Consider the following 25,293-nt stretch of genomic DNA (forward strand, 5'->3'; position numbering starts at 1 on the left):
ACGCCAACGATAGCCGGGATCGAGCGCACATGTAAATTGTGTGGCTCAGGGTTCGGTATATTACTGTACTGAACGTATAGTTTATAATCTTAGCAATTAGACTTCTCGAAGACGAGGAGTATTCACCCAAGTCAAGATAGGTTTAGCGCCAGGGTGGTGGAGTTCATTGTCTCCAAGAGCAGGCATATGCAAGCAATTCAGATCGCGGAACAACCGTTGGAGCTAAAGAAGCGCGGACGCCATCGCAGCCTCGAGGCGAAGGCCGCCATTCTAAAAGCTACGCTTCAGTTGTTGGAACGAGAATCCCTGCGCAAAGTCACCGCCGACGCAATCGCAACACGTGCCGGTGTTAGCAAGGCTACGATCTACAAGTGGTGGCCTAACAAGAGCATGGTGGCGCTCGACGCCTATCTGGCTGGCATAACGGAGCGCGTTGCCATACCGAATACTGGATCGGCTGAACAAGACTTCGTTATCCAATTGAAGTCGCTCACGGCCTTTTATACCTCGACCCTGGGCCGTCTCTTCTGCCAGTTCATCGCCGAAGGACAAAGTGATCCCGGATTTCTTGCCTCTTTTCGAGAGCGTTTCCTCTACGCCCGCAGGGATGCCGCCCGCATCATGTGGCGGCGCGGTGTCGATCGTGGAGAGATTCGAAACTCCATCGACGGTGAGATCGTCTTGGATCTTATCTACGGACCGACGATCTTCCGCCTCCTCGCTGGCCACGGCTCATTGAACGACTCCGAGTCCGAGGCAATGGTGGAGGCCGTCTTCGGAGGTTTGAGGAGGCTGGACTATCGTCGCCGGGCAAAGAAGAGAACAATTCGCGTCGTCAAACGCCTCAAACAGTAACTTTGAGTCCAGTTTGCTATTGTTGCATCTTATTTCTAAACGCTCGGTTTTTGTGTAGATCGTGAATCAGGCAGTTGTATCGGCATCGCTTATAAAACCCACGCTTTCATTGCAACAAAAGAAAAGTATCGTCTCAAGGAGCTTTGATGTGGATCGTTCGTCTCGCGCTTAGGAGACCATATACCTTCGTTGTCTTATCGCTGCTGCTGTTTATCATCGGCCCCATCGTCATGCTCCGGACGCCGGTCGATATCTTTCCGAATATCGATATTCCCGTGGTCTCCATCGTGTGGAACTATGCGGGTCTGTCACCGGAGCAGTTAGCAGATCGAATCGTTCTCCCCTTCGAACGAAATTTGACCACAGTCGTCAACGATATCGACCACACCGAGTCGCAGACGCTGAACGGCGTCTCCGTCGTCAAGGTCTTCTTTCGCCCCTCCGTTAACATCTCCCAGGCCGTGGCTCAAGTCACCGCCATCGCGCAGACAGCGCTTCGCCAGTATCCACAGGGCACCACGCCTCCTCTGGTCATCCAGTACAGTGCGTCGAGCGTGCCGGTACTGCAGCTCGGTCTATCCGGTCAGGGCTTGAGTGAGCAGCAGCTGAACGACTTCGGAACCAACTTCATCCGCACCCAGTTGGCGACTGTCCAGGGCGCCTCCATGCCATTTCCTTATGGAGGAAAGCAGCGCCAGATACAGGTCGATGTCGATACCCAGAAGCTGCAGGCTTATGGGCTCTCAGCCTCGGACATCGTAAACACCATCTCAACGCAAAACATCATTCTTCCAGCCGGCGACATGAAGATGGGGCACGTGGACTATCAGGTGGAGACCAATAGCGCCCCCAGCTCGATCGCTGCTCTGAACAATCTGCCCATCAAAACAGTCAATGGCGCCACCATCTACATCCATGACATCGGCAATGTCCGCGACGGCTTTCCTCCTCAGACGAACATCGTCCGAGTAGACGGGCAACGTGCCTCGTTGATGACGGTTCAGAAGACGGGCAACGCTTCAACCCTCGACATCATCTCGGACGTCCGGGCGCAGCTCCCTCTCATCGCGGCGCAGCTGCCACCCGCGCTTCGCATTCAGCCCATCGCCGACCAATCGGTCTTCGTTCGCGGAGCGATTAGCGGTGTTGTGCGCGAAGCCATCATCGCCGCCTGTCTGACCGCCGCGATGATTCTGATCTTTCTCGGAAGCTGGCGTTCGACCATCATCATCGCCGTCTCCATTCCCTTATCGGTGATCTGTTCTCTGTTGATGCTCGCGGCTCTGGGCGAAACCATCAACATCATGACCCTTGGCGGTCTCGCTCTAGCAGTCGGCATCCTCGTCGATGACGCGACCGTCGAAATCGAAAATATCAATCGAAATCTCGAGGAGGGTAAAGAGGTCGAACAGGCAATTCTCGATGGCGCCGCCCAGATCGCAGTTCCTGCCTTCGTCTCCACGATCTCCATCTGCATCGTCTTCGTGCCAATGTTCCTTCTCGGTGGCGTAGCACGATACCTCTTCGTTCCTCTAGCCGAAGCAGTAGTCTTCGCCATGCTCGCGTCGTACTTCCTGTCGCGAACCATCGTTCCGACCATGGCGAAGTATCTGCTCAAACCGCATGACGAGACAGCTTCTCCTCATACCAGCCGCAACCCTCTGGTCCGGTTTCAGCTCGCCTTTGAGCGATACTTCGAGAAACTTCGCAACTGGTACCACGGCCTGCTTACCATCTGTCTCGAGTACCGGCTCACCTTTCTCTTCTCCATCGTTGCCTTTTGGATCGCGTCGATCGTCCTGCTCTACCCCTGGCTAGGTCAGGACTTCTTCCCCTCGGTCGACGGAGGTCAGTTCAAGCTCCACGTTCGCGCTCACACTGGCACCCGCATCGAAGACACCGCAAGGCTATGCGATCAAATCGAAGATGTCATTCGCGGCGAGATCCCTAAAGCTGAGGTGACCTCGATCATCGATAACATCGGGATTCCATACTCGGGTCTGAATCTCTCTTACTCGAACTCCGCACCCGTCGGCACTGCCGATGCTGACATCCTGGTCTCGCTCTCAGAAAAGCATCATCCCACGGCAGACTACACTCACGCTTTGCGCGATAAGCTGACCGAGCAGTTTCCAGGTACCAGCTTCTACTATCTGCCAACCGACATCGTCAGTCAGATCCTCAACTTCGGTCTGCCTGCGCAGATCGACATCCAGGTAGTCGGTCAGCAAGTGAGACAAAACCGCGCCGTAGCGGAAAAGATGTTGGAGCAGATCAGTCACATCCCGGGAACCACCGATCTCCGCATTCAACAGCCCTTCAATCTTCCGATATGGACGATCGATGTCGATCGAACTCGCGCCCAGCAAGTCGGCTACAGCCAGCGAGACGTCGCCGTAAGCGTGCTTACTAGTCTGAGCGGCAGCTTTCAAACGAACCCCACGTTCTATCTCAATCCGCAAAACCACGTCAGCTACAACATTGCGGTGCAGACTCCGCAGTACAACGTGCAAAGCCTGCAACAGTTGGAAAACTTTCCCATCGCAACCAACGGCACGACGCAGCAGCCCCAGATCCTTGGCAACCTCGCATCGATCACAAGAGGCGCCGAGCAAGGTACCGTAAGCCACTACAACGCCCGGCCTGTCATCGACATCTACGGCTCGGTGGAAGGCACTGATCTTTCCAGCGTCTCCACCAGGATTGAGCAGATGGTCAAAGACAGCAAAGGGAATCTGCCTCGCGGAACCGAAATCTATGTACGCGGGCAGGTACAGACGATGCATACCTCCTTCACAGGTCTCGTCTACGGTCTGCTGTTTTCGATCGTCCTCGTCTATGCGCTCATCGTCGTCAACTTTCAAAGCTGGCTCGATCCCTTCATCATCATCGCGGCTCTCCCCGGCGCTCTCGCGGGAATCGTCTGGCTGCTGTTCATCACCGGCACCCACATTAGCGTCCCCGCCTTGACCGGTGCAATCATGTGCGTCGGTGTCGCGACTGCAAACTCGATCCTCGTAGTCAGCTTCGCGAAAGAGCAGATGGATCTGGGCATGACCGCGCTGGATGCCGCACTCTCCGCGGGCTTCACCCGCTTCCGTCCAGTCATTATGACCGCGCTGGCAATGATTATCGGCATGGTGCCGATGGCTTTGGGGCTTGGTGACGGTGGAGAGCAAAACGCTCCGCTGGGCCGCGCCGTCATAGGCGGTCTGTCACTGGCAACCTTTGGAACGCTAACCTTCGTTCCAGTCTTCTTTTCGTTCATGCATCGTAACGATCTTCCTCCCGTGTCGCCGGAACTGGAGTCGGAGGACGCCTAGTGAACGAGTCAAGGTCATTCAATATAAGAAACACCGCGCCAGTGGCGCATTGGGAGACACGGTAATGAGCGCCAACGAGCAGAACAGCTTTGGTCAAAGCACAGACAAGACGCAGGCGGGCACAAGTGGCTCGGAGACGGCAAAGCATGAGCCGCAAAAGATCTCGCGTGGATCGCTACTCTCAATGGTCGTGATCGTGCTGGTCGTGGCTGTAGTCATCGGCATCTTCGGAGTCATAACGCGCAAGCATGCGAGCGCTGAGTTGAGGAACTACACCGATAACACCTCGGCCCCCACGGTCACGCTCGAGCAGCCGGTCCTGCAGAAGAGCGCGCAGGAGATCGTACTGCCCGGCAACATTCAGGCCTTTGCCCTGGCGCCGATCTATGCGCGGACCACCGGCTACGTCAAAGCCTGGTATCACGACATTGGAACCCCGGTTCATAAGGGGGAGCTACTCGCCGTGATCGAAACCCCCGAGCTCGATCAACAGCTCGCCTCCGCAAAGGCAGATCTCGCGACAGCAAAGAGCAACTCTGGCATTGCGAAGGTAACAGCGGACCGGTACACCGATCTCATAGGCAGCAACGCAGTCTCGCAGCAGGATACTGACAATGCCACCCAGGCGTTGGAGGCTAGAAACACCCAGGTCGCCTCCGCTCAGGCGAACGTGCAGAGGCTTGAAGAGCTTGTCTCCTTCGAGCGAATTGTCGCGCCCTTCGATGGTGTCATCACTGCACGAAATCTCGACATCGGCCAACTCATTACGACGACTGGAAGCACCTCCACCTCAGGCGGAGCAATCTCAGGGAATAAAGAGATCTTCGATATCTCTGCCGTTCACACTCTCCGCGTCTTCATCAACGTCCCGCAGGTGTACTCGCCGGATGCGAAGAACGGCACAATAGCGAAACTCACTCTGCCGCAGTACCCGGGCCGCACCTTTACCGGCAAACTGGTGCGTTCGTCGGATGCTGTCGACCCTGCAACCCGCACCCTGCTCGCAGAGGTGGACGTGGATAATCGCTCCGGCGAGCTTCTTCCAGGAAGCTACACCGAGGTTCATCTCAGCGTGTCGAGCGGGGCGCCCGCTTTGATCGTCCCGGTAGGAGCCCTGATCTTGGAGCCGGAAGGTCTGCGCGTCGCTACCGTCGATGCCAGCCATCGCATCCACATGGTTCCAATCACTCCAGGGCGTGACTTCGGCGCGACCGTCGAGGTGCTGGCTGGACTCAAGCCAGGCGAATCCATTGTCGGTAACCCATCTGACTCCCTCGCGGATGGAGAAGAAGTTCGTGTGATCACCCCAAGCACCAATCAGAAACCGGCGGCGGAGGCGAAGCGATGAAACTTCGCAGCCTATCGGTTAGCGGTGCGATGCTAGGCGTCTTCGCGCTTGCCGGATGCAAAGTGGGACCAAACTATAAACTCCCTTCCATGCCTGCTCCGCCCGCCTTCAGCGATGACGGTCACAACGGCGACTGGTCTTCAGCCAAACCCGCTGACGGAGTTGACCGCGGCATGTGGTGGGCCGTCTATCAGGATCAGAAGTTGAATGACCTCGAGCAGCAATGCGCAACGGCGAACCAGAATATCGCCGCCGCGCTGCATGTCTATGAGCAAGCCCACGATCTCGTCCGTGAGAACAAATCCGCTCTCTACCCAACCGTCGGAATAGGAGCGGCATGGTCACGCAATCGCGCCTCGGACAACGCACCCTCAAGGCCGAACAATGCAGCTCTAACCTACTCCGACTTCCTCATCCCGCTCAACATCTCGTGGGAGCCGGATCTTTGGGGTGGTATCCGCAGACAGATCGAATCAAGCGCGGCCAACGCGCAGGCCACTTCGGCTGACCTCGCCAACACCCGGCTTAGCCTCCAGGGACTGCTCGCCTTCACCTACTTCCAACTGCGAGGAATCGACCTGCAGGCACAGCTTCTCCGGTCGACACTCGATGCATTTACCGAAACCCTGCAGCTCACACAGGACCGGCTCAGGGGCGGCCTCAGCTCCGATAGCGACGTCCAGCAGGCGAAGGCCCAGCTGGAAGAGACTCGCGCGCAACTCATCGATCTCGGCGTTCAGCGTGAGCAGTTCGAACATGCAATCGCCGTGCTCGTCGGAGAGCCTGCAACCGGCTTCCACATTGCAGAGAGCACACTAACCGGCGATCCTCCCAGCATCCCCACCGGTCTGCCCTCGCAACTGCTTGAGAGGCGCCCAGACATAGCAGCAGCAGAGCGTCGCGTCGCCTCCGCCAATGCCTTGATCGGCGTCGCAAAGGCTGCCTACTACCCCACCGTCTTCCTCGGCACCAGTGGTGGCATCCAAAGCTCCACCATCAGCAATCTCTTCAACTCAACCAGTACGCAGTGGAACGCCAGCCCAACGGCCAACGAAGTTCTCTTCGACGCCGGCCGCAGAAAAGCTCAGATGGACTTAGCCATAGCCCAGCGCGAGCAGGCCACCGCGCTCTATCGCGAACAGGTTCTCTCCGCGTTTCGTGACGTCGAAGACCAGCTCTCAGCACTTAGAGTCCTGGAGCAGGAGGCAACCGTGCAGGCCAAAGCGGTAGACGCCGCGAAGAAGAGCACGCAGCTCTCAACCCTTCGTTACAAGCGCGGTCTCGCCCCGTATCTGGAAGTGCTGACAAACCAGACCATAGAGCTGACAGACGAGCGTGCGGCTGCCTCCCTGGTCTCGCGCCGCATCGTAGCAAGCACGCAACTTCAGATGGCGCTTGGTGGAGGCTGGAACTCCGCTCAACTTCCATCCAACTAGAGCTGCTAAGGTCGCTCCAGCAGAACACTCCAGATCGCACTATCCTCCTGGCCCAGAACCCACGCGCAGATTCCCTGCAGATGTTGTTCCTTGGCCAGGTTGTAACGATCGGCGAAGCCACGCTTCTCGGTGTAAAAGATCCACTCTCTCATCTGGTCGCGATAGAAAAAGAAGTAAGCAGTGTGATCCTGTGAGTCCCACTGCTCTTGGCCGTTGTAGGTATCGCGCAACGTCTGAGAGTCGATCGCGCTGATATAGTCGGCAGTGATATTTGGCTTCTGATCCTTGTCGTTTGCGCCTGGGTCACCGGCGTACCAGTGATAGCCATAAAGCGCGATCCCGAGCGACAGCTTTTCCTTGGGAACAAACTTCAGAGCATACTCCAGATTCTCATTCGTCCACATCCACCCGCCCACTGGTCCCGGAGTCGTCCATCGCGTGTGCTGATCGTAAGTCATCAGGCACAGCAGATCCACGGATTCGCCAATCGCCTTCAGATCAAACACGCCGCGCCAGTCCGCGAAGATCCACCTGCTGAAAGCGCCGTGACCAGGATGACCAGGCGCGTTCGGAACCACGGCAATCTGCAGTTGCAGATGCTCTCGATGCATCGCGTCGGCAATGCGTTTCACTGTAGCCGTAAGCGCATCCCTGTCGGTCCACGAGATATCTTCAAAGTCCAGCTGAAAGCCGTCATAGCCATTCTGCTTGCACTCTGAGATCAGCGACCCGATCAGCGCCGTCTGCGCTTTGTCGCTGGTTAGCAGCGAGTGGACTCCGGTCTTGTCGAAGATCGCGACAATGGGAACCAGCGAGATGTGGCGCTGCTTCACCACGCGCACAACGCTCGGATCCGGCTCGCCGTACACCAGCCCATTCGCATCCACACCATACCAGGTCGGCACGATGATATCGATCTTGGTCTGATGCTCCATGAAGTCGCGAACCGAATCCGGATGATCAGTCATATAAAACAACGTCTTGGTCTGCGCAAAGACAGTTGGCACAACAAGAAATAGGCAGAGCAAAAACTTCGTCATCGAGGCCTCACTTCAAGAGCTAAAGCAAACAGGAAAAGGCAAACCGTTAAGCGCCCTCCAGCGTCAACGAAGGCGGCACATCCACCGGCTGCGATCCAAACTCCATATTCGGCTCAGCTCCCATCTCAAACACGATGCGCGCCCCGTTCGCGATATCGCGATGGTTAAACCACGACTTCGTGTATGGTTTGCCGTTGAAGTTGACCGATTGAAGGTACTGATCCGTCGCCGATTTGCGATGCGCAACAACCTCAAGCTTCTTTCCGTTGCCGAGGTTCACTGTCACTTCGTCAAACAGCGGCGACCCGAAGATATAGTTACCGCTCACCGGATCGACCGAATAGAAACCCATCGCACTCATGATGTACCAGGCGGACATCTGCCCCACATCCTCATTGCCTTGCAGCCCATCCGGAAGCGCGGCGTACATCTTCTCCATCAGCATGCGCACCCGTGCCTGCGTCTTGTAAGGCTGGCCCGCGTAGGCATACAGATACGCAATATGGTGCGAAGGCTCGTTGCCATGCGCATACTGGCCCACCAGTCCCGCAATATCCGGCGGAGCATCGGCCGGCAGCGTCGACGGCTGATCGAACAACTCATCCAGCTTCGCAAGAAACTGCTTCTGCCCGCCAAGAATCTCAATCAGGCCGGCAGCGTCATGCTGAATCCCAAACGTGGTCTGCCATGAGTTCGACTCCGTAAAGTCGCGCCACTTCTTGCTCGTCCCCATCTCGATAGGATTGAATGGCCCAGCCCACTCGCCATTCGCCAGCTTGGGCCGTGCAAAGTTGATCGACTTGTCATAGTAGTTGCGATAGTTGCGCGACCGCTCCACCAGCATCGTCGCATCCTCTGCATGGCCAAGCTTCTTCGCAACATGCGCGATCGACCAATCGTCGTAGCAATACTCAAAGGTCTTGCTCACCGACTCCTCTTCGAGATCGCAGGGAATGTATCCCGTCGTACGGTAATAACCCAGCCCGCGATAGTCATCCACCATCGCGCGTTTCATCATCACCTTGTAAGCGCGCTCGTAGTCCACACCTGCAATGCCTTTATTACAAGCCTCTGCAATCACGGCAGCGGAGTGATAGCCCGTCATCGTTCCCGTCTCGCAGCCCTGCAGCGGCCACACAGGCATTCCCGCCGGACTCTCCTCCGCCATGCGAATCAGCGCATTCGCAAAGTCAGGCACTCGATCCGCCGTCATCAGCGTGTACAGTGGATGGGCCGCCCGATACGTATCCCACAGCGAAAACGCAGTGTAGTTCCGCTGTCCGCCCTGCAGTTGATGGATCTGCTTATCCATCCCGCGGTAGCGTCCGTCCACATCGTCGAACAGCGACGGTCCCACACAAGCGTGATACAGCGCCGCATAAAAAATCTTCCGATGCGTCTCGTTCTCTGTCTTGATGCTGATTCGTGTGAGCTGCTGATTCCACTTCTCGCGCGCACTGCGGCGAACTTTCTCAAACTCCCATGCTGGAATCTCAGCCTTCAAATTATTCGCCGCAGACTCTGCGCTCACGCCGGAGATGCCGGTCTTCACCAGAATCACCGGGCTCTTGGCCGTATCGAAGAACAGGACGCACTTCAGAGACTTGCCCGTAATCGGCTGCGTCCCCGCTGGAACCTCCGCGCCCTCCTGGTAGAAGACGACTCGCATCGGCTGCTGCGAAAACTGCATCGTGAAGAAGATCTGCCGCCCATCGCCCCAAGCCTTGGTAGTGTGTCCTCCTGCGAGCATATCCGGCGCCGGCCGGCCAAGCGAAGCCGTCACCACGGAGGACTGACCGTTCGTGGCATAACTGTGATCCAGGTCGACGATGATGTGGCCAGACTTCGCAGCATCCTTGCCCGTAGGAAAGCTGTAGCGATGCAGACCGGCGCGCTCCGTGGCCGTCAGCTCCGCGTGAATGTCATAGTCCTTCAGCAATACGGAGTAGTAGCCCGGCTCAGCATGCTCGTCTGCGTGGTCAAAGCGTGAACGATAACCAGCATCGGGATTACTCCGCGGACCCGGCACAATCTTTGACTCGCCCGTCCCAGGCATCACCAGAAAGTCCAGCAGATCTCCACACCCAGTTCCGCTCAGGTGTGTATGGCTGAAGCCCATGATCGACGTATCTGAGATGTGATAGCCGGAGCACCAGTCCCACTGATCGTTGAATGTGTCCGGACTAAGTTGTACCGCACCAAACGGCACCGTCGCTCCAGGAAAAGTGTGCCCATGTCCCCCAGTGCCAATCTTGATATCGACCAGCGCAGCAGCGTCGAACGTTGCATCACCCTTTGCAGAACCGTGGACGACCTTACCGAATGCACTATTCTCCGTTGCACCCACCGCACAAACCGCCGAGACACCGCCAAGGAACGTTCTTCTGGAAATCATGTTGCTCCATCAAAGTCGAATTTATAAATCATCGAAGCTGGAAGGCAGCCGCATGCGGCAACCTCGTAGTGATTGACGTAGACTAGACCGAATAGAGGGAGCGTTCGATCACAATACTGATTGTATTAGAACTAAAAAATCAGCACTGTGAGATACCGCCTTCCGAAAATCTTCGACCCTCTTAACTTTCAACAGACTCAAAAAGAAGCTTTCGTGGACAGGAATGACAAACACAACCATCACACGTCGTGAGATGCTGCGAGTCGCTACCGCAGCCGCAGCCGTCACCACACTGCGACCGTCAACTCTTCTGGCGGGCACGCCTGTGTCATTCCCCTCCAGGCGTTCCGCCTCGCAGGATCGGAAGTTTCACAGCGCCGCCGTCGAGACCTACCTCTCAGACGTGAGCCGCGTCATCACCGACCCCGAGCTGGCCTGGCTCTTTGAAAACTGCTACCCCAACACGCTTGACACGACCATCGAGTTCGGCACCTTTGCAGGCAAGCCGGACACCGCCGTCATCACCGGAGATATTCCGGCTATGTGGTTGCGCGATTCGTCAGCTCAAGTGTGGCCGTACCTCTCTCTCGCGGCAAAAGATACACAACTCCGCCGAATGCTCGAGGGTGTCATCCGCAGGCAGGCAAGATGCATCCTCATCGACCCCTACGCCAACGCATTCATGGCTAATCTCGACGCGCCGTCTCTCGAGTGGAGTAGAACCGACTCGACCGACATGAAACGCGGCGTCGGAGAACGCAAGTGGGAACTCGACTCTCTCTGCTATCCCATCCGTCTCTCCTACGGCTACTGGCGCTCCACAGGCGACGCCTCTACCTTCGACGAGACCTGGCACGCCGCCATGAAGCTCATCGTCGAAACCATGCGCACGCAGCAGCGCAAACACGGCCTCGGCCCCTATCACTTCCAGCGAACCTCCAAAATTGCGACCGAAACCCTTCCCGCCGACGGATACGGCGCGCCAGTGCGCCCAGTGGGTCTTATCGCATCCGGCTTTCGCCCATCCGATGACGCCTGCATCCTCCCATTCCTCGTCCCCTCAAATCTCTTCGCGGTCACTGTGCTCGGTTATCTCGCGCAGATGGCCAACGAGGTTCTGCACGACTCCGCCCTGGCGAACGAAGCAGCCGCGTTAGCCGTAGAGGTAAAAACAGCACTCCAACAGCACGCCCTCGCGCAGACCGCGCAGGGAACCATCTGGGCTTATGAGGTGGACGGCTACGGCAGCCAGATTCTCATGGACGACGCCAACGTCCCAAGCCTCCTCGCTCTGCCCTATATTCACAGCTCGCCTGACGCAGCGCTCTACGCGCGCACCCGTAGCTTCGTCTGGAGCGAGCGCAATCCATGGTTTTTTCAAGGCTCTGCAGGCGAAGGCATCGGCGGTCCTCACGAAGGCAAAGACATGATCTGGCCTATGGCCATCACGATCTACGCCCTCACCAGTCAGTCTGATCAGGAGATTACTCACTCCCTCACCATGTTGAAGCATGCCAGCGCCGGATCTGGCTTCATGCACGAGAGCTTCAATCGCAACAACGCCGCAACCTTCACCAGAAGCTGGTTTGCCTGGGCAAACTCGCTCTTCGGTGAACTCATAGCCAACGTAGCGACCACAAATCCCAAGCTATTCGGAACACTCCGCTAGCAACCAGAGCCTCTAAACCGCTAACCGCAAAGATCCACGATAGCCTTGCGCAGAATGGTCACGCACTCCTCAAGCTCTGCAATCGGGACGCACTCCCTCGGGCTATGCGCAGTCAGCATCGATCCCGGCCCCATCACCACCGCCTCGGCACCCATCCGGGCGAGCCATGGTGCCTCCGTACCAAACGCGATCGTCTGCACCTGTGAATCAGCCGCACGTAGCACCGACCGAATTACCGCGCTTTCGCTCGAAGTCTCAAATCCCGACTCCATCCGCAGCACCTCGACCTGGCTCGTAATCCCATCCGCGCCCTGCTCCGCATTGAAGCGATCAAGAATCATCTGCAGACGCTCAAGAACAACCTCCGGCCATTGCGTAGGAATCGGTCTCCACTCCAGCAGAAACGAGCACTCCGCAGGAACAACATTCTTGGCCGTCCCACCACGAATCTCGCCAACGTTCAACGTGGTCCACGCTGGATCAAACGCATCGTTCCGATCCTGCATTAACTCCTGCGCCAGGCTCTCGATCTCACGCAGCAAACGCCCAGCCGCAAAGATGGCAGACCGTCCAGCCTCTGGAAAAGCACTATGTGCCGCTCGCCCCGTCACCTTCACCGAAGCCAGGCAGTACCCTTTACCCGCACGAGCAGGAATCAGCGAAGTAGGCTCCCCCACAATCGCATACCGCGCACGAATCACATCGTGCTCCAGGAGATATCGCGCCCCACGGCAGCCCACCTCCTCATCGGCGGTAAACACCAGGCACAGCCGCTTCTTCAGTCCATCTGCCTTCATCGAAGAAACTGCAGCCAGCATGCAGACAAGGAAGCCCTTCACATCGCAGGCCCCGCAGCCATGCAGCATCCCGTCTCTCTCTCGAAGCTCCGTTGCCTCCACCCACTCCGCGCCGAAGGGAACCGTATCGGTATGGCAGACGATAGCAAGCTCCGCACTAATCGAACCATCCCCCAGCGGCATCGGCGACACCACCAGATTCACCTTCTCCACGCCCGCAGCATCTTCATAGCGAAACAGCCGATGGTGCCACCCCAGCGGTTCAAGCACCCGCAAAATCCACTCCACCACCGGCCGGTTGCTCATCGACGAAACACTCGGAATCGCTACCAGCTCCTCAAGCAGCATCCGGGCCAGCATCAGAGCTCGCTCCCCAGCCGCACCTGCACCCGCCGAAAAGCTTCGATGATCTCCCCCTGCAACGCATGCCGCCTCTCTTCGACCACGACCTTGCCATCAATCACCACATCGCAGATAGCCCGCGGAGACATACTGAACACAACATTCGTCAGCAGCTCACCCGGCAAACTCCCCGCAATCGAAGCCTCCGAAAGCTCCACCGTAAAGAAGTCCCCCGCCTTCCCACTCTCCAGCGATCCCGCCTCCACATGCAACGACCGCGCCCCAGCCCGCGTAGCAAAATCAAACAACAAAACCGGCAAAGGCTCCCCCTGCCTCCCATCAAGCACCGCACGTTGCAAATGCCGCAACCGCAGATTCGACTCAAGCTCCCGCGCATTCTCCAGCGCATCCGTCTGCGTATGGCTATCGGTCCCAAACGCGATCGAAACTCCCGCATCAATCAGCTTATCCGCATCAAGAATGCCATCCCCAAGATTGCGCTCCGTCGTCGGACAAGCCCCCACCGTAATCCCTCCGCGCCCCATCCGCTCGATCTCACCCATCTGCAGATGGATCGCATGAATTGCGGTAAAGTCCTGCGTCAACAGACCTAGCTCGTCCAGAAATTCAAACGGCGTAACGCCATACTCCGCCACGCAGGCTTCAATCTCCGCAGGCTGCTCCGCAACATGCATGTGCAACGACAGCGAGTGCGTCTGCGCCCAACTCGAAATCACGCGTAGGAAATCACGCGGCACCGCCCGCACACTATGCGGCGCAATCCCGAAGCTCACCGCCGCAGACATCGCTGCGATCTCCCGCTTCAGCATCTCAGAATCACGCACAAATCTCTCAGCATCCGTCTCCAGAAACCTCACCTGTCCCACATCCGGCGGCAGCCCGAAGCCCGAGCGCACATAAGCGCAGCGCAGTAAAACGATCCGTATCCCCACACTCTGCGCCGCTCGAATCACCTGCTTCGCCAGCAGATTCGGATCCGCATACGCCTCACCCTCCGGCGTGCGATGAAGATAGTGAAACTCACCCACCGTCGTAATCCCCGCAAGCGTCATCTCCAGAAATGCCATCCGCGCCACGTCGTAGATCTCCTCCGGCGTCAGCGCGAGCGCGCAGCGATACATGATGTTCCGCCACGACCAGAAGTCAGGCCCGCTCCTGCGCCTCGACTCTGCCTTCCCTCGCAGTGCCCGTTGAAACGAGTGCGAATGAATATCGATCATCCCAGGCAGCAGAGCCCGTCCAGGCATCCGCCGAATCGTCGAGCCAACCCCGCCCTCTGTCGCCGCAATCGGCCCAACCCGTAGAATCGTCCCATCCTGAGCTACAACAACTTCATGCCCGCTTCGAAAACTCCCATCGACATAAACAAGATCCGGCTGATAAGAGACGCTCATGCAACCTGCCTTCGTCCGGCGACACAGACCTCACGCACCACACTCTGCCCCAACGTATAAGGCAGCTCCCGCCAGTCAGCACTCTCGAGCACGAGCAGATCAGCGAGCATTCCAACCTCCAGCCGTCCCACATCGTCCAACCCCAGCGCCGCCGAGGCATTCGCCGTGCACGCAGTCAAAGCCTCAGCCGCGGTCAGCCCGTTCAACCGCATCGCCAGTCCCATCGCAGCCGCCGTCGAAAACAGCGGGCTCGATCCCGGATTCAAATCAGTGCCGATAGCCACCGCTGCCCCAGCATCGATCAGCGCACGCCCCGGCGCAGCAGGCAGGCCCAGGTGCAGACTCACGCCCGGCAGAATCGTCGCAATCGTCTGCGACCTCGCCACCACCGCACACTGTTCCGCCGAGCAGACTTCAAGGTGATCGACACTCAAAGCACCCATCTCCACACCGACCTCAAGCCCACCCACCCGTTGAAACTGCTCCGTATGCATCTTGATGCTCAACCCGGCAGCCTTCGCGCACGCCAGTATGACCCTCGCATCCACCGCACTCCACGCATGCCGTTCAACAAAGATATCCACTGCGGCCGCAAGTCCGCGCCGCGCCACCTCGGGAATCAACTCCCCGCAAACCATCTTGCGATATCTCTTCTGTTCGCCGCGCTCCTCCGGGCAGATGTGGACCAGCAGCGTCGGCACCAAGCGACTCTCAATCCTTTCCTGCAGCAACTGGATCGCCTCCAGCATCTTCAGCTCGGCCTCTAGCGTGTATCCATAGCCGGACTTCACCTCGATCGTCGTAGCCCCCGAGCGTTGCAGCGCCTGCACTCGCGGCAACGCAAGCGCCGCCATCTCTTCGCAGCTCTTATCCGCGGTCTCGCGAATCGTGTGCCATATTCCACCACCCGCAGCAAGGATCTCCTCATAGGTCGCGCCCGCACTGCGAGCCTCAAAGTCCGCCAGCCGATCTCCCGCCCACACCGCATGAGTATGAGGATCAATCAACCCAGGAACTACCGCACGCCCACCAACATCTATCACCGTCTCAGCGCGCCCGCTCCAATCCCGCTCCGGCCCCATCCACGAGATAACGCCCGCATCGATCGCAATCGCCGCCCGCTGCACCACTCGCAGCTCTCCCATCGCAGCTCCGCGCTTCGCACCCTCTCCAAACGGAGTCGCAATCTCGGAGATTCCGGTCAGCAGTAACTCACTCATCTCGTCACGCCACTCGGCATATCGAGCCCACGCTCCGCAGCAATTCGATGTGCCTTCTCATACCCCGCATCCGCATGCCGAATCACGCCCATCGCCGGATCATTCGTCAGACAAAGCCGTAGCCGTTGATCCGCCTCGTCGCTGCCATCCGCCACCGCGACCAATCCCGCGTGCTGGCTGTAGCCCATGCCCACGCCGCCTCCATGATGAAAGCTCATCCATCCCGCCCCGCTCGCAATCCCCGTCGCAAAGTTGAGCAGAGCCCAATCCGAGACCGCATCCGAACCATCCAGCATCGCCTCAGTCTCGCGGTACGGGCTCGCCACCGACCCCGCATCCAGATGATCGCGGCCAATCACAATCGGTGCCTTCAGCCGTCCATCCCGCACCATCTGGTTGAACAGCAGCCCCGCCTTATCGCGCTCCTTATATCCCAGCCAGCAGATCCTCGCCGGCAGCCCCTGAAACGCAACATGCTGTCCCGCCCACGGCAACCACTGGTTCAACCGCGCATCGTCAGGAAAGAGCTTCAGCAAAGCCGCATCCGTAGCCGCAATATCGGCAGGATCGCCCGAAAGCGCAACCCACCGAAACGGCCCACGCCCCTCGCAGAACGAATCGCGAATAAACGCAGGAACAAATCCCGGATAGTCGAAGGCGTCATTCACTCCTGCAATCTTCGCCTGCGCCCGCAGATTGTTCCCGTAGTCGAAGCAGATCGAACCCCGCCGCTGGAGCTCAAGAATAGCCTGCACGTGCTGTGCGATATCGCCGCGCACCCGCTCCAGGTAACGCTCCGGTTCGCGGCTACGCTGCGCCGTCAGGTCTTCGTCCTCTTTGGCAATCGGCCAATATCCGTAGAGCGGATCATGCGCACTCGTCTGATCTGTAACCACATCAGGAACAAAACCAGACCGCACAATCTTAGGCAGAATTTTGGCAGCATTCCCCAGCAGCCCAATCGAAACGGCACGGCCCTCCTTCTTGGCTGCCGTCGCCCGCGCAATCGCATCCTCCAGCGAACTCGCGACCTCATCCAGGTACCGGGTCGCAATCCGGCGCTGAATCCGGCTCTCGTCCACCTCAATGCAGATACTCACACCGCCCGCCAGCTTCACCGCCAGCGGCTGCGCTCCACCCATCCCGCCCAGCCCGGCCGTAAGCGTAATCGTCCCCTTCAGCGACCCGTTGAAGTACTTCTGCGCCGCTCCCAGAAACGTCTCGTACGTTCCCTGCAGAATTCCTTGCGTACCGATATAGATCCACGAGCCCGCCGTCATCTGCCCGTACATCATCAGCCCCGCACGGTCCAGCCGATCAAATTCGTTCCAGTTCGCCCAGTGCGGCACCAGGTTCGAGTTCGCAATCAGCACGCGCGGAGCCAGCGGATGCGTCTCCAGCACCGCAACCGCCTTGCCCGACTGCACCAGCATCGTCTCGTGGTTCTGCAGACGATCCAGCGTGCGCACCAGCGTATGGTAAGCCTCCCAGTTTCGTGCTGCCTTCCCGCGTCCGCCATAGACGATCAACTCCTCCGGCTTCTCCGCGACCTCCGGATCGAGATTGTTCATCAGCATCCGCTTCGCAGCCTCTTGAATCCAACCAGGTGCTGTACGGGTGTTTCCGCGGGGAGCACGAATCGGGGTATAGGAGCTCATGCGTGAACCGCCTCCTGCTCATTTAAAGTCGAGGCCCAGCGAACCTTCGCAAGAAACCCATCCGCCGCGGCCATGATTCCAGAGAGAACCATATCGCCCTCCCACGCCGGGCAATCCACGCGAAAAGCACCCCGCGCCGAATCGAGCAACGGCGAAACGTTCTTATCCCCGCGAAGGTCCAGCCCCCGCGTAGCCGTCAGCCACTCAATCGCCAGCACCATCCTGCAGTGCGCCACAGACTGCATCAGCTTCAGCGCAGCGGTCATCCCCATGCTCACAAAATCCTCCTGGTTACCGCTCGTTGGAATCGAGCAAGCCGAAGCCGGCGTAGCCAGCACCCGCATCTCTGCGACCAGCGCGGCAGAACTCACCTGTGCCATCATCAGACCCGACTCGATCCCGGGATTCGTAGCCAGAAACGCAGGCAGCCCTTCATTCAAGCTGGGATTCATCAGCCGCTCCGTTCGCCGCTCCGAGATCCCCGCCAGTTGGCAGAGAGCCATCGCAAGTTGATCCAGTATCAACGCCAGCGGCGCTCCATGAAAGTTGCCGCCAGAGATAAAGTCATCTTCGAACAACAGAGGATTGTCTGTCGCACTGTTCAGCTCAATCGCGAACACCCGTTCTGCCTGACGAAGCGAGTCCCACACCGCGCCATGTACCTGCGGAACACAGCGCAGACAATAGGCATCCTGAACGCTGGTGCTCGATCGATGCCGCGTCGACCCCGCCAGCAGATCGCGTAGCGAAGCAGCACTGTGCACCTGCCCCGGATGCGGTCGCGCCGCGTGCAGCCGCTCATCATAAGCCGCCGCCGTCCCGCGCAGCGCCTGCAGCGTCAGCGCTGCCGCAATCTGCGCCGATTGAAACAGCTCATCCAGATCATGTAGCTGTAAACATCCGATCGCAAGCATCGCCTGTGTCCCGTTCAGCAGCGAGATCCCCTCCTTCGCCTGCAGCGTCAACGGCTCCAGCCCAACCTGCCGCAGGCACTCTGCCGTCGCCCTTCGCTCTCCGGCAAAAAAAACCTCGCCCTCCCCGATCAACGCCAACGCCATATGCGCCAGGGGGGCCAGGTCTCCACTCGCCCCAACGCTGCCGCGCATCGGCACCACCGGCGTCACGCCATGGTTCAACAGGTTGCACAGCCGCTCCGCAACCACCGGCCGAATCCCCGACAACCCCATCGCCAGAATATTCGCCCGGATCAACATCATCGCGCGTACTACCTCCACCGGAAGTGGCTCACCCACGCCGCAGCAGTGCGACCGCACCAGATTCAACTGCATCTGTTCAATCCCGTCCGCCTCAAGCCGAACATTCGCCAGCAGCCCAACCCCTGTGTTCAGCGCATAGACAGCAGTCTCTCCGCGAAGAGCTTCATCAACTTTGCTCCGTGAAGCCTTCATGCCTGTCAAAGCGCCATCCGCGATTGAAGCAGCCTCGCCTCCGCGCGCAACCCGTACCACTTCGTCAATCGTCAACGATCTTCCATTTAGTTCAACCATATCGAGCAGCATAGTGAAGATCACTCGGACGCACCATGCCAAGTCACGGAAAACAGATATCATTATCAGTAGAAACATCGGAATAAACGTCCGGTAAAACACGAATCCACGAAAGTAAGTCAAAATCTCGCATGATCCATCTCTTTCGCCGGTTCAAATAACCGAGTAGAAGGAAAAAGAAGGACGGACCCCATGGCTCAAGATCTCGATCCCATCGACTACAACATCCTTCGTATGCTCGCCGAAGATGCCAGGGTCTCCTACGCCGAACTAGGCCGCAAGGTAGGCCTCTCTCCCTCCGCTATCGCCGAAAGAATCCATCAGCTCGAGAGCAGCAAAGTCATCCTCGGCTATCGAGCCCTGCTCGACGAAAAAGCCTTCGGCTACTCGGTCATCGCCTTCATCCGCCTCACCTGCGACAACACCCACTACCGTCCGTTCCTGAAGTTTCTCCCCACCATCGACGCCGTGCTGGAGTGTCATCACATCACCGGCGGAGAAGCCTTCCTCATCAAAGTCCGGCTCTCTTCCATCGATCAGCTCGAACCCCTCATCGAACGCCTGCTCCCCTACGGCATGCCCACCACCAGCATGGTCCTCTCCACCCCCGTCAATCGACAGCAGGAGGCATGGCTCCTCAAGCACGCAGGTCTCTCCGGACGCCCTAGAAAAAAATAGCCACCCTACTGCGAAGTCAAAGCCTTCAGGTACAGATACTCAAACTCGACGCCGTTGTAGAAGTCCACCACGCGAATCCTCTCATCGCGGCCATGGGCACGGTCATCATCGCGGTCCACCCCCATCCCCGAAAACCCATAACTCGGAATCCCCGCGTTCATCGTGTAGATGCTGTCCGACGCCCCGGTCTCCATCTCCGCAACCACCGCAATACCCGGCCACATCTTCTCGACCATTGCTTCTAGCGGCTTGAACACCGCAGGCTCCAACGGCGGCGGAGCCATCGACTTGCGATCCGACCCCTTCTCAAACACGTCGCCCCCGTCGGTAACATACTGCACCTTCAGCGTCGGGTCCGCGAAGATCCGAATCAGCTCCTGCCGAATCTCTTCCTGCGAGTGCCCCGGAAAGATCCTGCAGTTCACATTCGCAACCGCACTCCCCGGCAGCGCATTAGGCGCATGGCCTGCTGACATCATCGTCGCCACGCACGTCGTATGCAGCAGCGAGTTGTAGATCATGTCCTTCGACAAACGCTGCGCCGCCGCAGCATCCGGCACCGGCCCGGACACCGCCTTCAAATCCTCCGCCAGCTGTCCCTTTTCCGTCTTCGCGGCGCTCGCAAAATAGACCCGCGTCACCTCATTCGTCTCCAAAGGAAATGGTGTCTTCTCTAGGCGTCCCAGAGCATCCGCCACATGGTAGATCGCGTTGTCAGGACGCGGCAGGGAACTATGTCCCCCCGGATTCGTCGCAGTCACGCGGTAGTCGGCGTACAGCTTCTCCGTTGCCTCCACCCCCATCATGATCGCTTTACCCTTCTCCAGCTCCGGGCCGCCCGCATCAGGATTCAGCGCAAACGCGCCATCGATCAACTCACGGTGATTCTTCAGCAGCCAGTCCACCCCATTCGACTTGCCACCCTCTTCATCTGCCGTCAGCGCCAGAATAATATCGCGGTCCGGCACAAACCCCTCGCGCCGCAGTCGAATAAAACTCTCCACCACCGCCGCATCGCTGTCCTTCATATCCTGCGTCCCGCGCCCGTAGAAGTACCCATCCTTCTCGACGAACTGAAACGGATCGGTCGTCCAGTCAGATCGCTTCGCCTCCACTACATCGATATGCCCAATGATCAGCACCGGCTTCAGCGTCGAGCCCGCACGTCCGCGATACCGCGCCACCATATTGCCCTTGCGGTCATTCGGCCCCATCACCACCACATCGGCCTCCGCAAAACCCGCATCCAGCAACCGCTTCCGCATAGCATCCGCAGCCAGGGTCGTGCTGCCCACCGAGTCGGTCGTATTCGTCTCCACCAGCTGTTGAAACAGATCGCGCGCAAGCGTCTTATCGGCAGCAGGCAACTGGTTGGATTGCGCGAACAGCGAAGGGGTTAAAGCAAGAGAGATCAGACATGCGGCGATCGATTTCAAGCGGGCATCCTTTTGGATCGAAGTAGTAGGAATTGGATGGTCCTATATTCGCACGAATCACACACGCGCTATCAAATTCCTGGCACCCGCAGCCGCACTCCAAAAGCTCTGGACAACCCTCACCCGCAACGCATATTACTCTTAGACACCACAAGAACGAACAATCCCACGCAGCAACGATCCCCAGCACCAAGCGAGCTCTGATGAACCGGAGAAGTTTCGTAGTAGCAACAGGAGCAGCACTGGCCAACGTCGCCACGCAAAGAGCCTGGGGCATCGCCGCTCCGGCACCCGCGCCTCACGCCCCCGACTATCGTCTCCGCATCGAGCCCTGCACCCTCGACATCGGACACGGCGTTCAGATCAAGACCGTAGCCTACAACAGCCAGATCCCCGGCCCTTTGCTGCGGTTGAAAAAAGGCAAGCCGGTCACCATCGACGTCACCAACGCCAGCGGCAACACGGACATCGTCCACTGGCACGGCCTTACCACCGACCCGCTCAACGACGGCGCCGTGGAAGAAGGTTCTCCCCTCATCGCACCCGGCGCCACCCTCCGCTACCACCTCACGCCGAACCCATCCGGCACCCGCTGGTACCACACCCACGCCATGGCCATGGGCGATCTCTCCCTCGCCGCCTACACCGGCCAGTTCGGCTTCCTCCTCGTCCACGGCGCACCCGACCCCGGCCACTACGACAAGGAAGTCAACCTCGCCATCCGTCATTGGGGTCCCCACTTCGTCCCCATGGTCGAAACCATGCGCGCTGAATCACAGAACATGCCGCAGACCGCAGGCTCCGACGTCGGCTACACCCACGCCACCATCAACGCACACATGCTCGGCGCAGGCGAACCCATCCGCGTCAAGCAGGGCGAGCGCGTCCTCTTCCGCCTCCTCAACGCCAGCGCAACCGAGAACGTCGTGCTTGCTCTGCCGGGTCACTCCTTCCGCATCCTCGCGATGGATGGCAACCCCGTCCCCACACCCTACTCGGTTGAGGTGCTCTCGCTCGCAGTCGCCGAACGCGTCGATGCCATCGTAGAGATGAACTCCCCCGGCGTCTGGGTCCTGGGATCGACCCTGAAAGAAAGTCGCGACATCGGCTTAGGCGTAGTCGTCGAGTACGCCGGCAAATCAGGCGAACCCGTGTGGCGCGATCCGCAACCCGCAGAGTGGGACTACGCCAACTTCGCTGCAAAGAACGCCGTGCCAGAGCCCGAAGAAACCTTCACCCTGACCTTCCGCGACGCAGGCGCGCTCAACGGATCGAACTTCGACACCTGGACCATCAACGGCGATGCCTGGCCCAACGTCAAACCTCTCATGGTCAAACGCGGCAAACGCTATCGCCTCCTCTTCCGTAACGCCAGCGGCGACCAGCACCCCATGCATCTCCACCGTCACAGCTTCGAGGTCACACGCATCGAAGAGCAGCACCTCAGCGGGCTCATCAAAGACACCATCAACATCATGCCTCTTCAAACCGTAGCGGTAGACTTCATCGCCGACAACCCCGGCGACTCGCTCCTCCACTGCCATCAGCAACTCCACATGGACTACGGCTTCATGCAGATCATCAAGTATACGGACTAATCCATGGGCCTGATAAACGTGAAGAACTCATCTGACAATTTGAAGGAAATCGTCATCTCGACCGAAGCCGTGCAGCCTCATCGCACGACGCAGTGGAGAGACCCCCGCATTTGTCATTGTCTTTCTAGCGCTCGGGCGACATCCTTAACGAAGACACGCAGAGCAATCACACTCTTCATCGCAGCCGCGCTTATCTCATCCGCACTATGTAGCCAACGCACGTTTGCCCAAACCGACTGGCCCGTCTACGGTGGGCAGAACGCAGGCGATCACTACTCCACCCTGCGCAAGATCGATCGCACCAACGTCAAAAACCTCAAGGTAGCGTGGACCTTCGACACCAAAGAGCCCGGCGGCCTTCAGACCAACCCGCTCATCGTAGGCCGCGTCCTCTTCGGCTTCACCCCGACGCAAAAAGTCATAGCGCTCGACGCCGCCACCGGAAAGAATCTCTGGACCTTCAGCACCGGCACTCCCGGCCTCCAACCCACGCGCGGCCTCAGCTATTGGACCGATGGAGCTCATAGCATTCTCTTTGCCGGCCTGCTCAGTAATCTCTACGCGCTCGACCCCGCCACCGGAAAGCCCATCCCAAGCTTCGGCGACGAAGGCAAGATCGACCTGCGCAAAGATCTTGGCGAGCCCAATATCACTCAGTCCTTCGCCGCTCTCACCACGCCTGGTCTCGTCTACAAAGACACGATCATTGTCGGCTTTCGCGCCCCGGAGACCCAGCCCGCACTCCGCGGCGACATTCGCGCCTACGACGTCCACACCGGCAAGCTTCGCTGGATCTTTCACACCGTTCCTCGTCCTGGCGAGCCCGGCTACGAAACTTGGCCCAAAGACGCATGGAAGGTCACCGGCGCCGCCAACAACTGGGCAGGCATGGCGGTCGATGAAAAACGCGGCATCGTCTACGCCCCCACAGGCTCCGCGGTCAACGACTTCTACGGCGCAGATCGCATCGGCGACGACCTCTACGCCAACACCCTCCTCGCGCTCGACGCCAACACCGGCCAGCGTCTCTGGCACTTTCAGGGCGTCCATCACGACATTTGGGACCGCGACTTCCCCTCGCCCCCATCTCTGGTCACCGTTCGCTCTCACGGCAAACAGGTCGATGCCGTAGCCCAGACCACCAAGCAGGGCTTCCTCTTCCTCTTCGATCGCACCACCGGCAAGCCGCTCTTCCCCATCGAAGAAAAGCCCTTCCCAGCCTCCACCGCCCCTGGCGAAAAAGCCTCTCTCACGCAGCCGATCCCGTCGCTCCCCGCTCCCTACGCACGCCAGCTTCTCACCGCGGACATGCTCACCACCCGCACCCCCGAAGCGCACGCATGGGCAGCCGAGCAGTTCAAATCCCTTATCAGCAACGGCCTCTTCGTCCCCTTCACCGTCGACAAGCAAACCGTAGTCTTCCCCGGCTTCGACGGCGGCGCCGAGTGGGGGGGCTCGGCCGTAGATATAAAAACAGGCGTCATCTACATCAACGTCAACGACATCGTCTGGACTGGCGGCCTCACCGAAAACAAGCAAGGCGGCAGCCTCGGCTCCAGCATCTACCAGAGCCAGTGTTCCATCTGCCACGGGGGCGACCGCAAAGGCGCACCACCCGCCTTCCCCTCACTCATCGACGAGCAGAAGCGCCTCTCCGACGCCCAGATCACCGAGATCATTCACAACGGCAAGGGCCGCATGCCCTCTTTCCCCAACGTCGAAGCCGCCCGCCTCACCGCTGTCCTCGACTACTTGAAAACCGGTGACACCGGCCCAGCAGCAGCCTCCGCACCAAAATCCGCTAACCGCAACGAGATCGCCGGCGCAAAGATCTACGACAAAAACTGCGCCATCTGCCACGGCGACGATCTCCTCGGCGCACCCTCCAACTATCCTGGCCTCCTCGGTGTCCGCCTCCGCCTCACCGACCAGCAGATCCTCGCCAACATCCACAACGGCAAAGGCCGCATGCCCGCCTTCCACAAGCTCACCGACTCCGACACCGCCTCACTCCTTCGCTTCCTCGGCGACAGCGCCTCCCCCATAGTCGAAGCCGCCGTCACCGCCAACAACTCCTCCAAAAAAGAAGTCGAATCCGCCCTCGCCCCACCCGGAGGCCCCGCAAAATACCGTTTCACCGGCTACCGCAAATTTCTCGACCCCGACGGCTACCCCGCAGTCCAGCCACCTTGGGGAACACTCAACGCCATCGACCTCAACACCGGCAAATATCTCTGGAAGATCCCCCTCGGCAACTATCCCGAACTCGCCGCCAAAGGCCTCAAAGACACCGGCACTGAAAACTACGGTGGTCCTATCGTCACCGCCAGCGGCATCGTCTTCATCGCCGCCACCAACTTTGACCACACCCTCCGCGCCTTCGACACCAGCACCGGCGCCCTCCTCTGGCAGGGCGACCTCCCCTACGCCGGCAACGCCACCCCCGCCACCTACACGGTCGACGGCCGCCAGTACGTCGTCATCGCCACCAGCAACGCCCGCAACCCCAAGGGTCCTCAAGGCGCAGCCTACGTAGCCTTCGCCCTGCCATAGAATCAGAGATCAAGCACCACGC

General features: G+C 59.0%; 16 protein-coding genes. 8 read left to right on the forward strand and 8 right to left on the reverse strand.

Annotated features, from left to right (window positions below; genetic code table 11):
* The first annotated feature begins 186 nt into the window (after nucleotides 1–186).
* The 4 genes from GSQ94_RS02635 to GSQ94_RS02650 all read left to right on the forward strand — a co-directional run bounded on the left by GSQ94_RS02635 (nucleotide 187) and on the right by GSQ94_RS02650 (nucleotide 6,962).
* Nucleotides 187–855, forward strand: coding sequence for a TetR/AcrR family transcriptional regulator (locus GSQ94_RS02635; protein ID WP_158941758.1), 669 nt, complete (start codon nucleotides 187–189; stop codon nucleotides 853–855).
* Nucleotides 856–1,001: 146 nt separating this feature from the next.
* The gene (locus tag GSQ94_RS02640; protein ID WP_158941759.1) at nucleotides 1,002–4,178 is read left to right on the forward strand and encodes an efflux RND transporter permease subunit; all 3,177 of its coding nucleotides are present in this window, start codon (nucleotides 1,002–1,004) and stop codon (nucleotides 4,176–4,178) included.
* Nucleotides 4,179–4,242: 64 nt separating this feature from the next.
* On the forward strand, nucleotides 4,243–5,526 hold the full coding sequence (locus GSQ94_RS02645) for an efflux RND transporter periplasmic adaptor subunit (RefSeq protein WP_158941760.1): 1,284 nt from the start codon (nucleotides 4,243–4,245) through the stop codon (nucleotides 5,524–5,526).
* Nucleotides 5,523–6,962: an efflux transporter outer membrane subunit gene (locus tag GSQ94_RS02650; protein ID WP_158941761.1), complete on the forward strand. Its 1,440-nt coding sequence runs from the start codon at nucleotides 5,523–5,525 to the stop codon at nucleotides 6,960–6,962. Before GSQ94_RS02645 ends, GSQ94_RS02650 begins: the two co-directional genes overlap by 4 nt.
* 5 nt (nucleotides 6,963–6,967) lie before the next feature.
* On the opposite strand, the gene GSQ94_RS02655 is transcribed toward GSQ94_RS02650, so the two are convergent.
* Together GSQ94_RS02655 and GSQ94_RS02660 are read right to left on the reverse strand one after the other, a co-directional pair.
* Nucleotides 6,968–8,002 carry a glycosyl hydrolase family 18 protein gene (locus tag GSQ94_RS02655; protein WP_158941762.1) on the reverse strand — a complete coding sequence of 345 codons (1,035 nt, stop codon included), beginning with the start codon at nucleotides 8,000–8,002 and terminating at the stop codon, nucleotides 6,968–6,970.
* Nucleotides 8,003–8,048: 46 nt separating this feature from the next.
* Complete coding sequence (locus tag GSQ94_RS02660; RefSeq protein WP_158941763.1) at nucleotides 8,049–10,397, reverse strand: GH92 family glycosyl hydrolase; 2,349 nt, start codon at nucleotides 10,395–10,397, stop codon at nucleotides 8,049–8,051.
* A 223-nt stretch (nucleotides 10,398–10,620) separates the two neighbouring features.
* Here GSQ94_RS02660 and GSQ94_RS02665 point away from each other — a divergent pair, with 223 nt between their 5' ends.
* Nucleotides 10,621–12,066 (forward strand): glycoside hydrolase family 125 protein, encoded by a 1,446-nt coding sequence (locus GSQ94_RS02665; protein WP_158941764.1) that lies wholly within the window; start codon nucleotides 10,621–10,623, stop codon nucleotides 12,064–12,066.
* Between the two features lie 20 nt (nucleotides 12,067–12,086).
* Here the strand turns inward: GSQ94_RS02665 and argE are convergent, their stop codons facing one another.
* Genes argE through hutH form a run of 5 tightly spaced genes read right to left on the reverse strand, consistent with a single transcriptional unit; the run spans nucleotide 12,087 to nucleotide 19,030 of the window.
* Nucleotides 12,087–13,223: an acetylornithine deacetylase gene (gene argE, locus GSQ94_RS02670; RefSeq protein WP_158941765.1), complete on the reverse strand. Its 1,137-nt coding sequence runs from the start codon at nucleotides 13,221–13,223 to the stop codon at nucleotides 12,087–12,089.
* Nucleotides 13,223–14,620 (reverse strand): formimidoylglutamate deiminase, encoded by a 1,398-nt coding sequence (locus tag GSQ94_RS02675; protein WP_158941766.1) that lies wholly within the window; start codon nucleotides 14,618–14,620, stop codon nucleotides 13,223–13,225. Before GSQ94_RS02675 ends, argE begins: the two co-directional genes overlap by 1 nt.
* On the reverse strand, nucleotides 14,617–15,840 hold the full coding sequence (gene hutI / locus GSQ94_RS02680; protein ID WP_158941767.1) for an imidazolonepropionase: 1,224 nt from the start codon (nucleotides 15,838–15,840) through the stop codon (nucleotides 14,617–14,619). The genes GSQ94_RS02675 and hutI overlap by 4 nt, the downstream gene beginning before the upstream one ends.
* A complete protein-coding gene (gene hutU / locus GSQ94_RS02685; RefSeq protein WP_158941768.1) occupies nucleotides 15,837–17,498 on the reverse strand; it encodes a urocanate hydratase in 1,662 nt (553 codons plus the stop codon). Before hutU ends, hutI begins: the two co-directional genes overlap by 4 nt.
* Entirely contained in the window at nucleotides 17,495–19,030 is a 1,536-nt protein-coding gene (hutH, locus tag GSQ94_RS02690) for a histidine ammonia-lyase (protein WP_254063571.1), read from the reverse strand. The genes hutU and hutH overlap by 4 nt, the downstream gene beginning before the upstream one ends.
* A 168-nt stretch (nucleotides 19,031–19,198) precedes the next feature.
* Here hutH and GSQ94_RS02695 point away from each other — a divergent pair, with 168 nt between their 5' ends.
* Nucleotides 19,199–19,684 carry an Lrp/AsnC family transcriptional regulator gene (locus tag GSQ94_RS02695; protein WP_158941769.1) on the forward strand — a complete coding sequence of 162 codons (486 nt, stop codon included), beginning with the start codon at nucleotides 19,199–19,201 and terminating at the stop codon, nucleotides 19,682–19,684.
* 5 nt (nucleotides 19,685–19,689) lie between these two features.
* Here the strand turns inward: GSQ94_RS02695 and GSQ94_RS02700 are convergent, their stop codons facing one another.
* Nucleotides 19,690–21,120, reverse strand: coding sequence for a M20/M25/M40 family metallo-hydrolase (locus tag GSQ94_RS02700; RefSeq protein ID WP_158941770.1), 1,431 nt, complete (start codon nucleotides 21,118–21,120; stop codon nucleotides 19,690–19,692).
* A gap of 203 nt (nucleotides 21,121–21,323) precedes the next feature.
* Between GSQ94_RS02700 and GSQ94_RS02705 the strand changes: the two genes are divergently transcribed.
* Complete coding sequence (locus tag GSQ94_RS02705) at nucleotides 21,324–22,718, forward strand: multicopper oxidase family protein (protein ID WP_158941771.1); 1,395 nt, start codon at nucleotides 21,324–21,326, stop codon at nucleotides 22,716–22,718.
* Between the two features lie 39 nt (nucleotides 22,719–22,757).
* Nucleotides 22,758–25,271, forward strand: coding sequence for a c-type cytochrome (locus GSQ94_RS02710; protein ID WP_254063573.1), 2,514 nt, complete (start codon nucleotides 22,758–22,760; stop codon nucleotides 25,269–25,271).
* Nucleotides 25,272–25,293: the final 22 nt, after the last annotated feature.

Source organism: Granulicella sp. S190 (assembly GCF_009766095.1).
Lineage (GTDB): Bacteria > Acidobacteriota > Terriglobia > Terriglobales > Acidobacteriaceae > Edaphobacter.

Bases quoted from the DNA above. Each gene is read 5' to 3' on its own strand.
- argE (WP_158941765.1), bottom strand. From the start codon at position 13,223: ATGCTGGCCCGGATGCTGCTTGAGGAGCTGGTAGCGATTCCGAGTGTT.
- hutU (WP_158941768.1), bottom strand. From the start codon at position 17,498: ATGAGCTCCTATACCCCGATTCGTGCTCCCCGCGGAAACACCCGTACA.
- GSQ94_RS02665 (WP_158941764.1), top strand. From the start codon at position 10,621: ATGACAAACACAACCATCACACGTCGTGAGATGCTGCGAGTCGCTACC.
- hutI (WP_158941767.1), bottom strand. From the start codon at position 15,840: ATGAGTGAGTTACTGCTGACCGGAATCTCCGAGATTGCGACTCCGTTT.
- GSQ94_RS02640 (WP_158941759.1), top strand. From the start codon at position 1,002: ATGTGGATCGTTCGTCTCGCGCTTAGGAGACCATATACCTTCGTTGTC.
- GSQ94_RS02645 (WP_158941760.1), top strand. From the start codon at position 4,243: ATGAGCGCCAACGAGCAGAACAGCTTTGGTCAAAGCACAGACAAGACG.
- GSQ94_RS02650 (WP_158941761.1), top strand. From the start codon at position 5,523: ATGAAACTTCGCAGCCTATCGGTTAGCGGTGCGATGCTAGGCGTCTTC.
- GSQ94_RS02635 (WP_158941758.1), top strand. From the start codon at position 187: ATGCAAGCAATTCAGATCGCGGAACAACCGTTGGAGCTAAAGAAGCGC.
- GSQ94_RS02705 (WP_158941771.1), top strand. From the start codon at position 21,324: ATGAACCGGAGAAGTTTCGTAGTAGCAACAGGAGCAGCACTGGCCAAC.
- GSQ94_RS02655 (WP_158941762.1), bottom strand. From the start codon at position 8,002: ATGACGAAGTTTTTGCTCTGCCTATTTCTTGTTGTGCCAACTGTCTTT.
- GSQ94_RS02660 (WP_158941763.1), bottom strand. From the start codon at position 10,397: ATGATTTCCAGAAGAACGTTCCTTGGCGGTGTCTCGGCGGTTTGTGCG.
- GSQ94_RS02695 (WP_158941769.1), top strand. From the start codon at position 19,199: ATGGCTCAAGATCTCGATCCCATCGACTACAACATCCTTCGTATGCTC.
- GSQ94_RS02675 (WP_158941766.1), bottom strand. From the start codon at position 14,620: ATGAGCGTCTCTTATCAGCCGGATCTTGTTTATGTCGATGGGAGTTTT.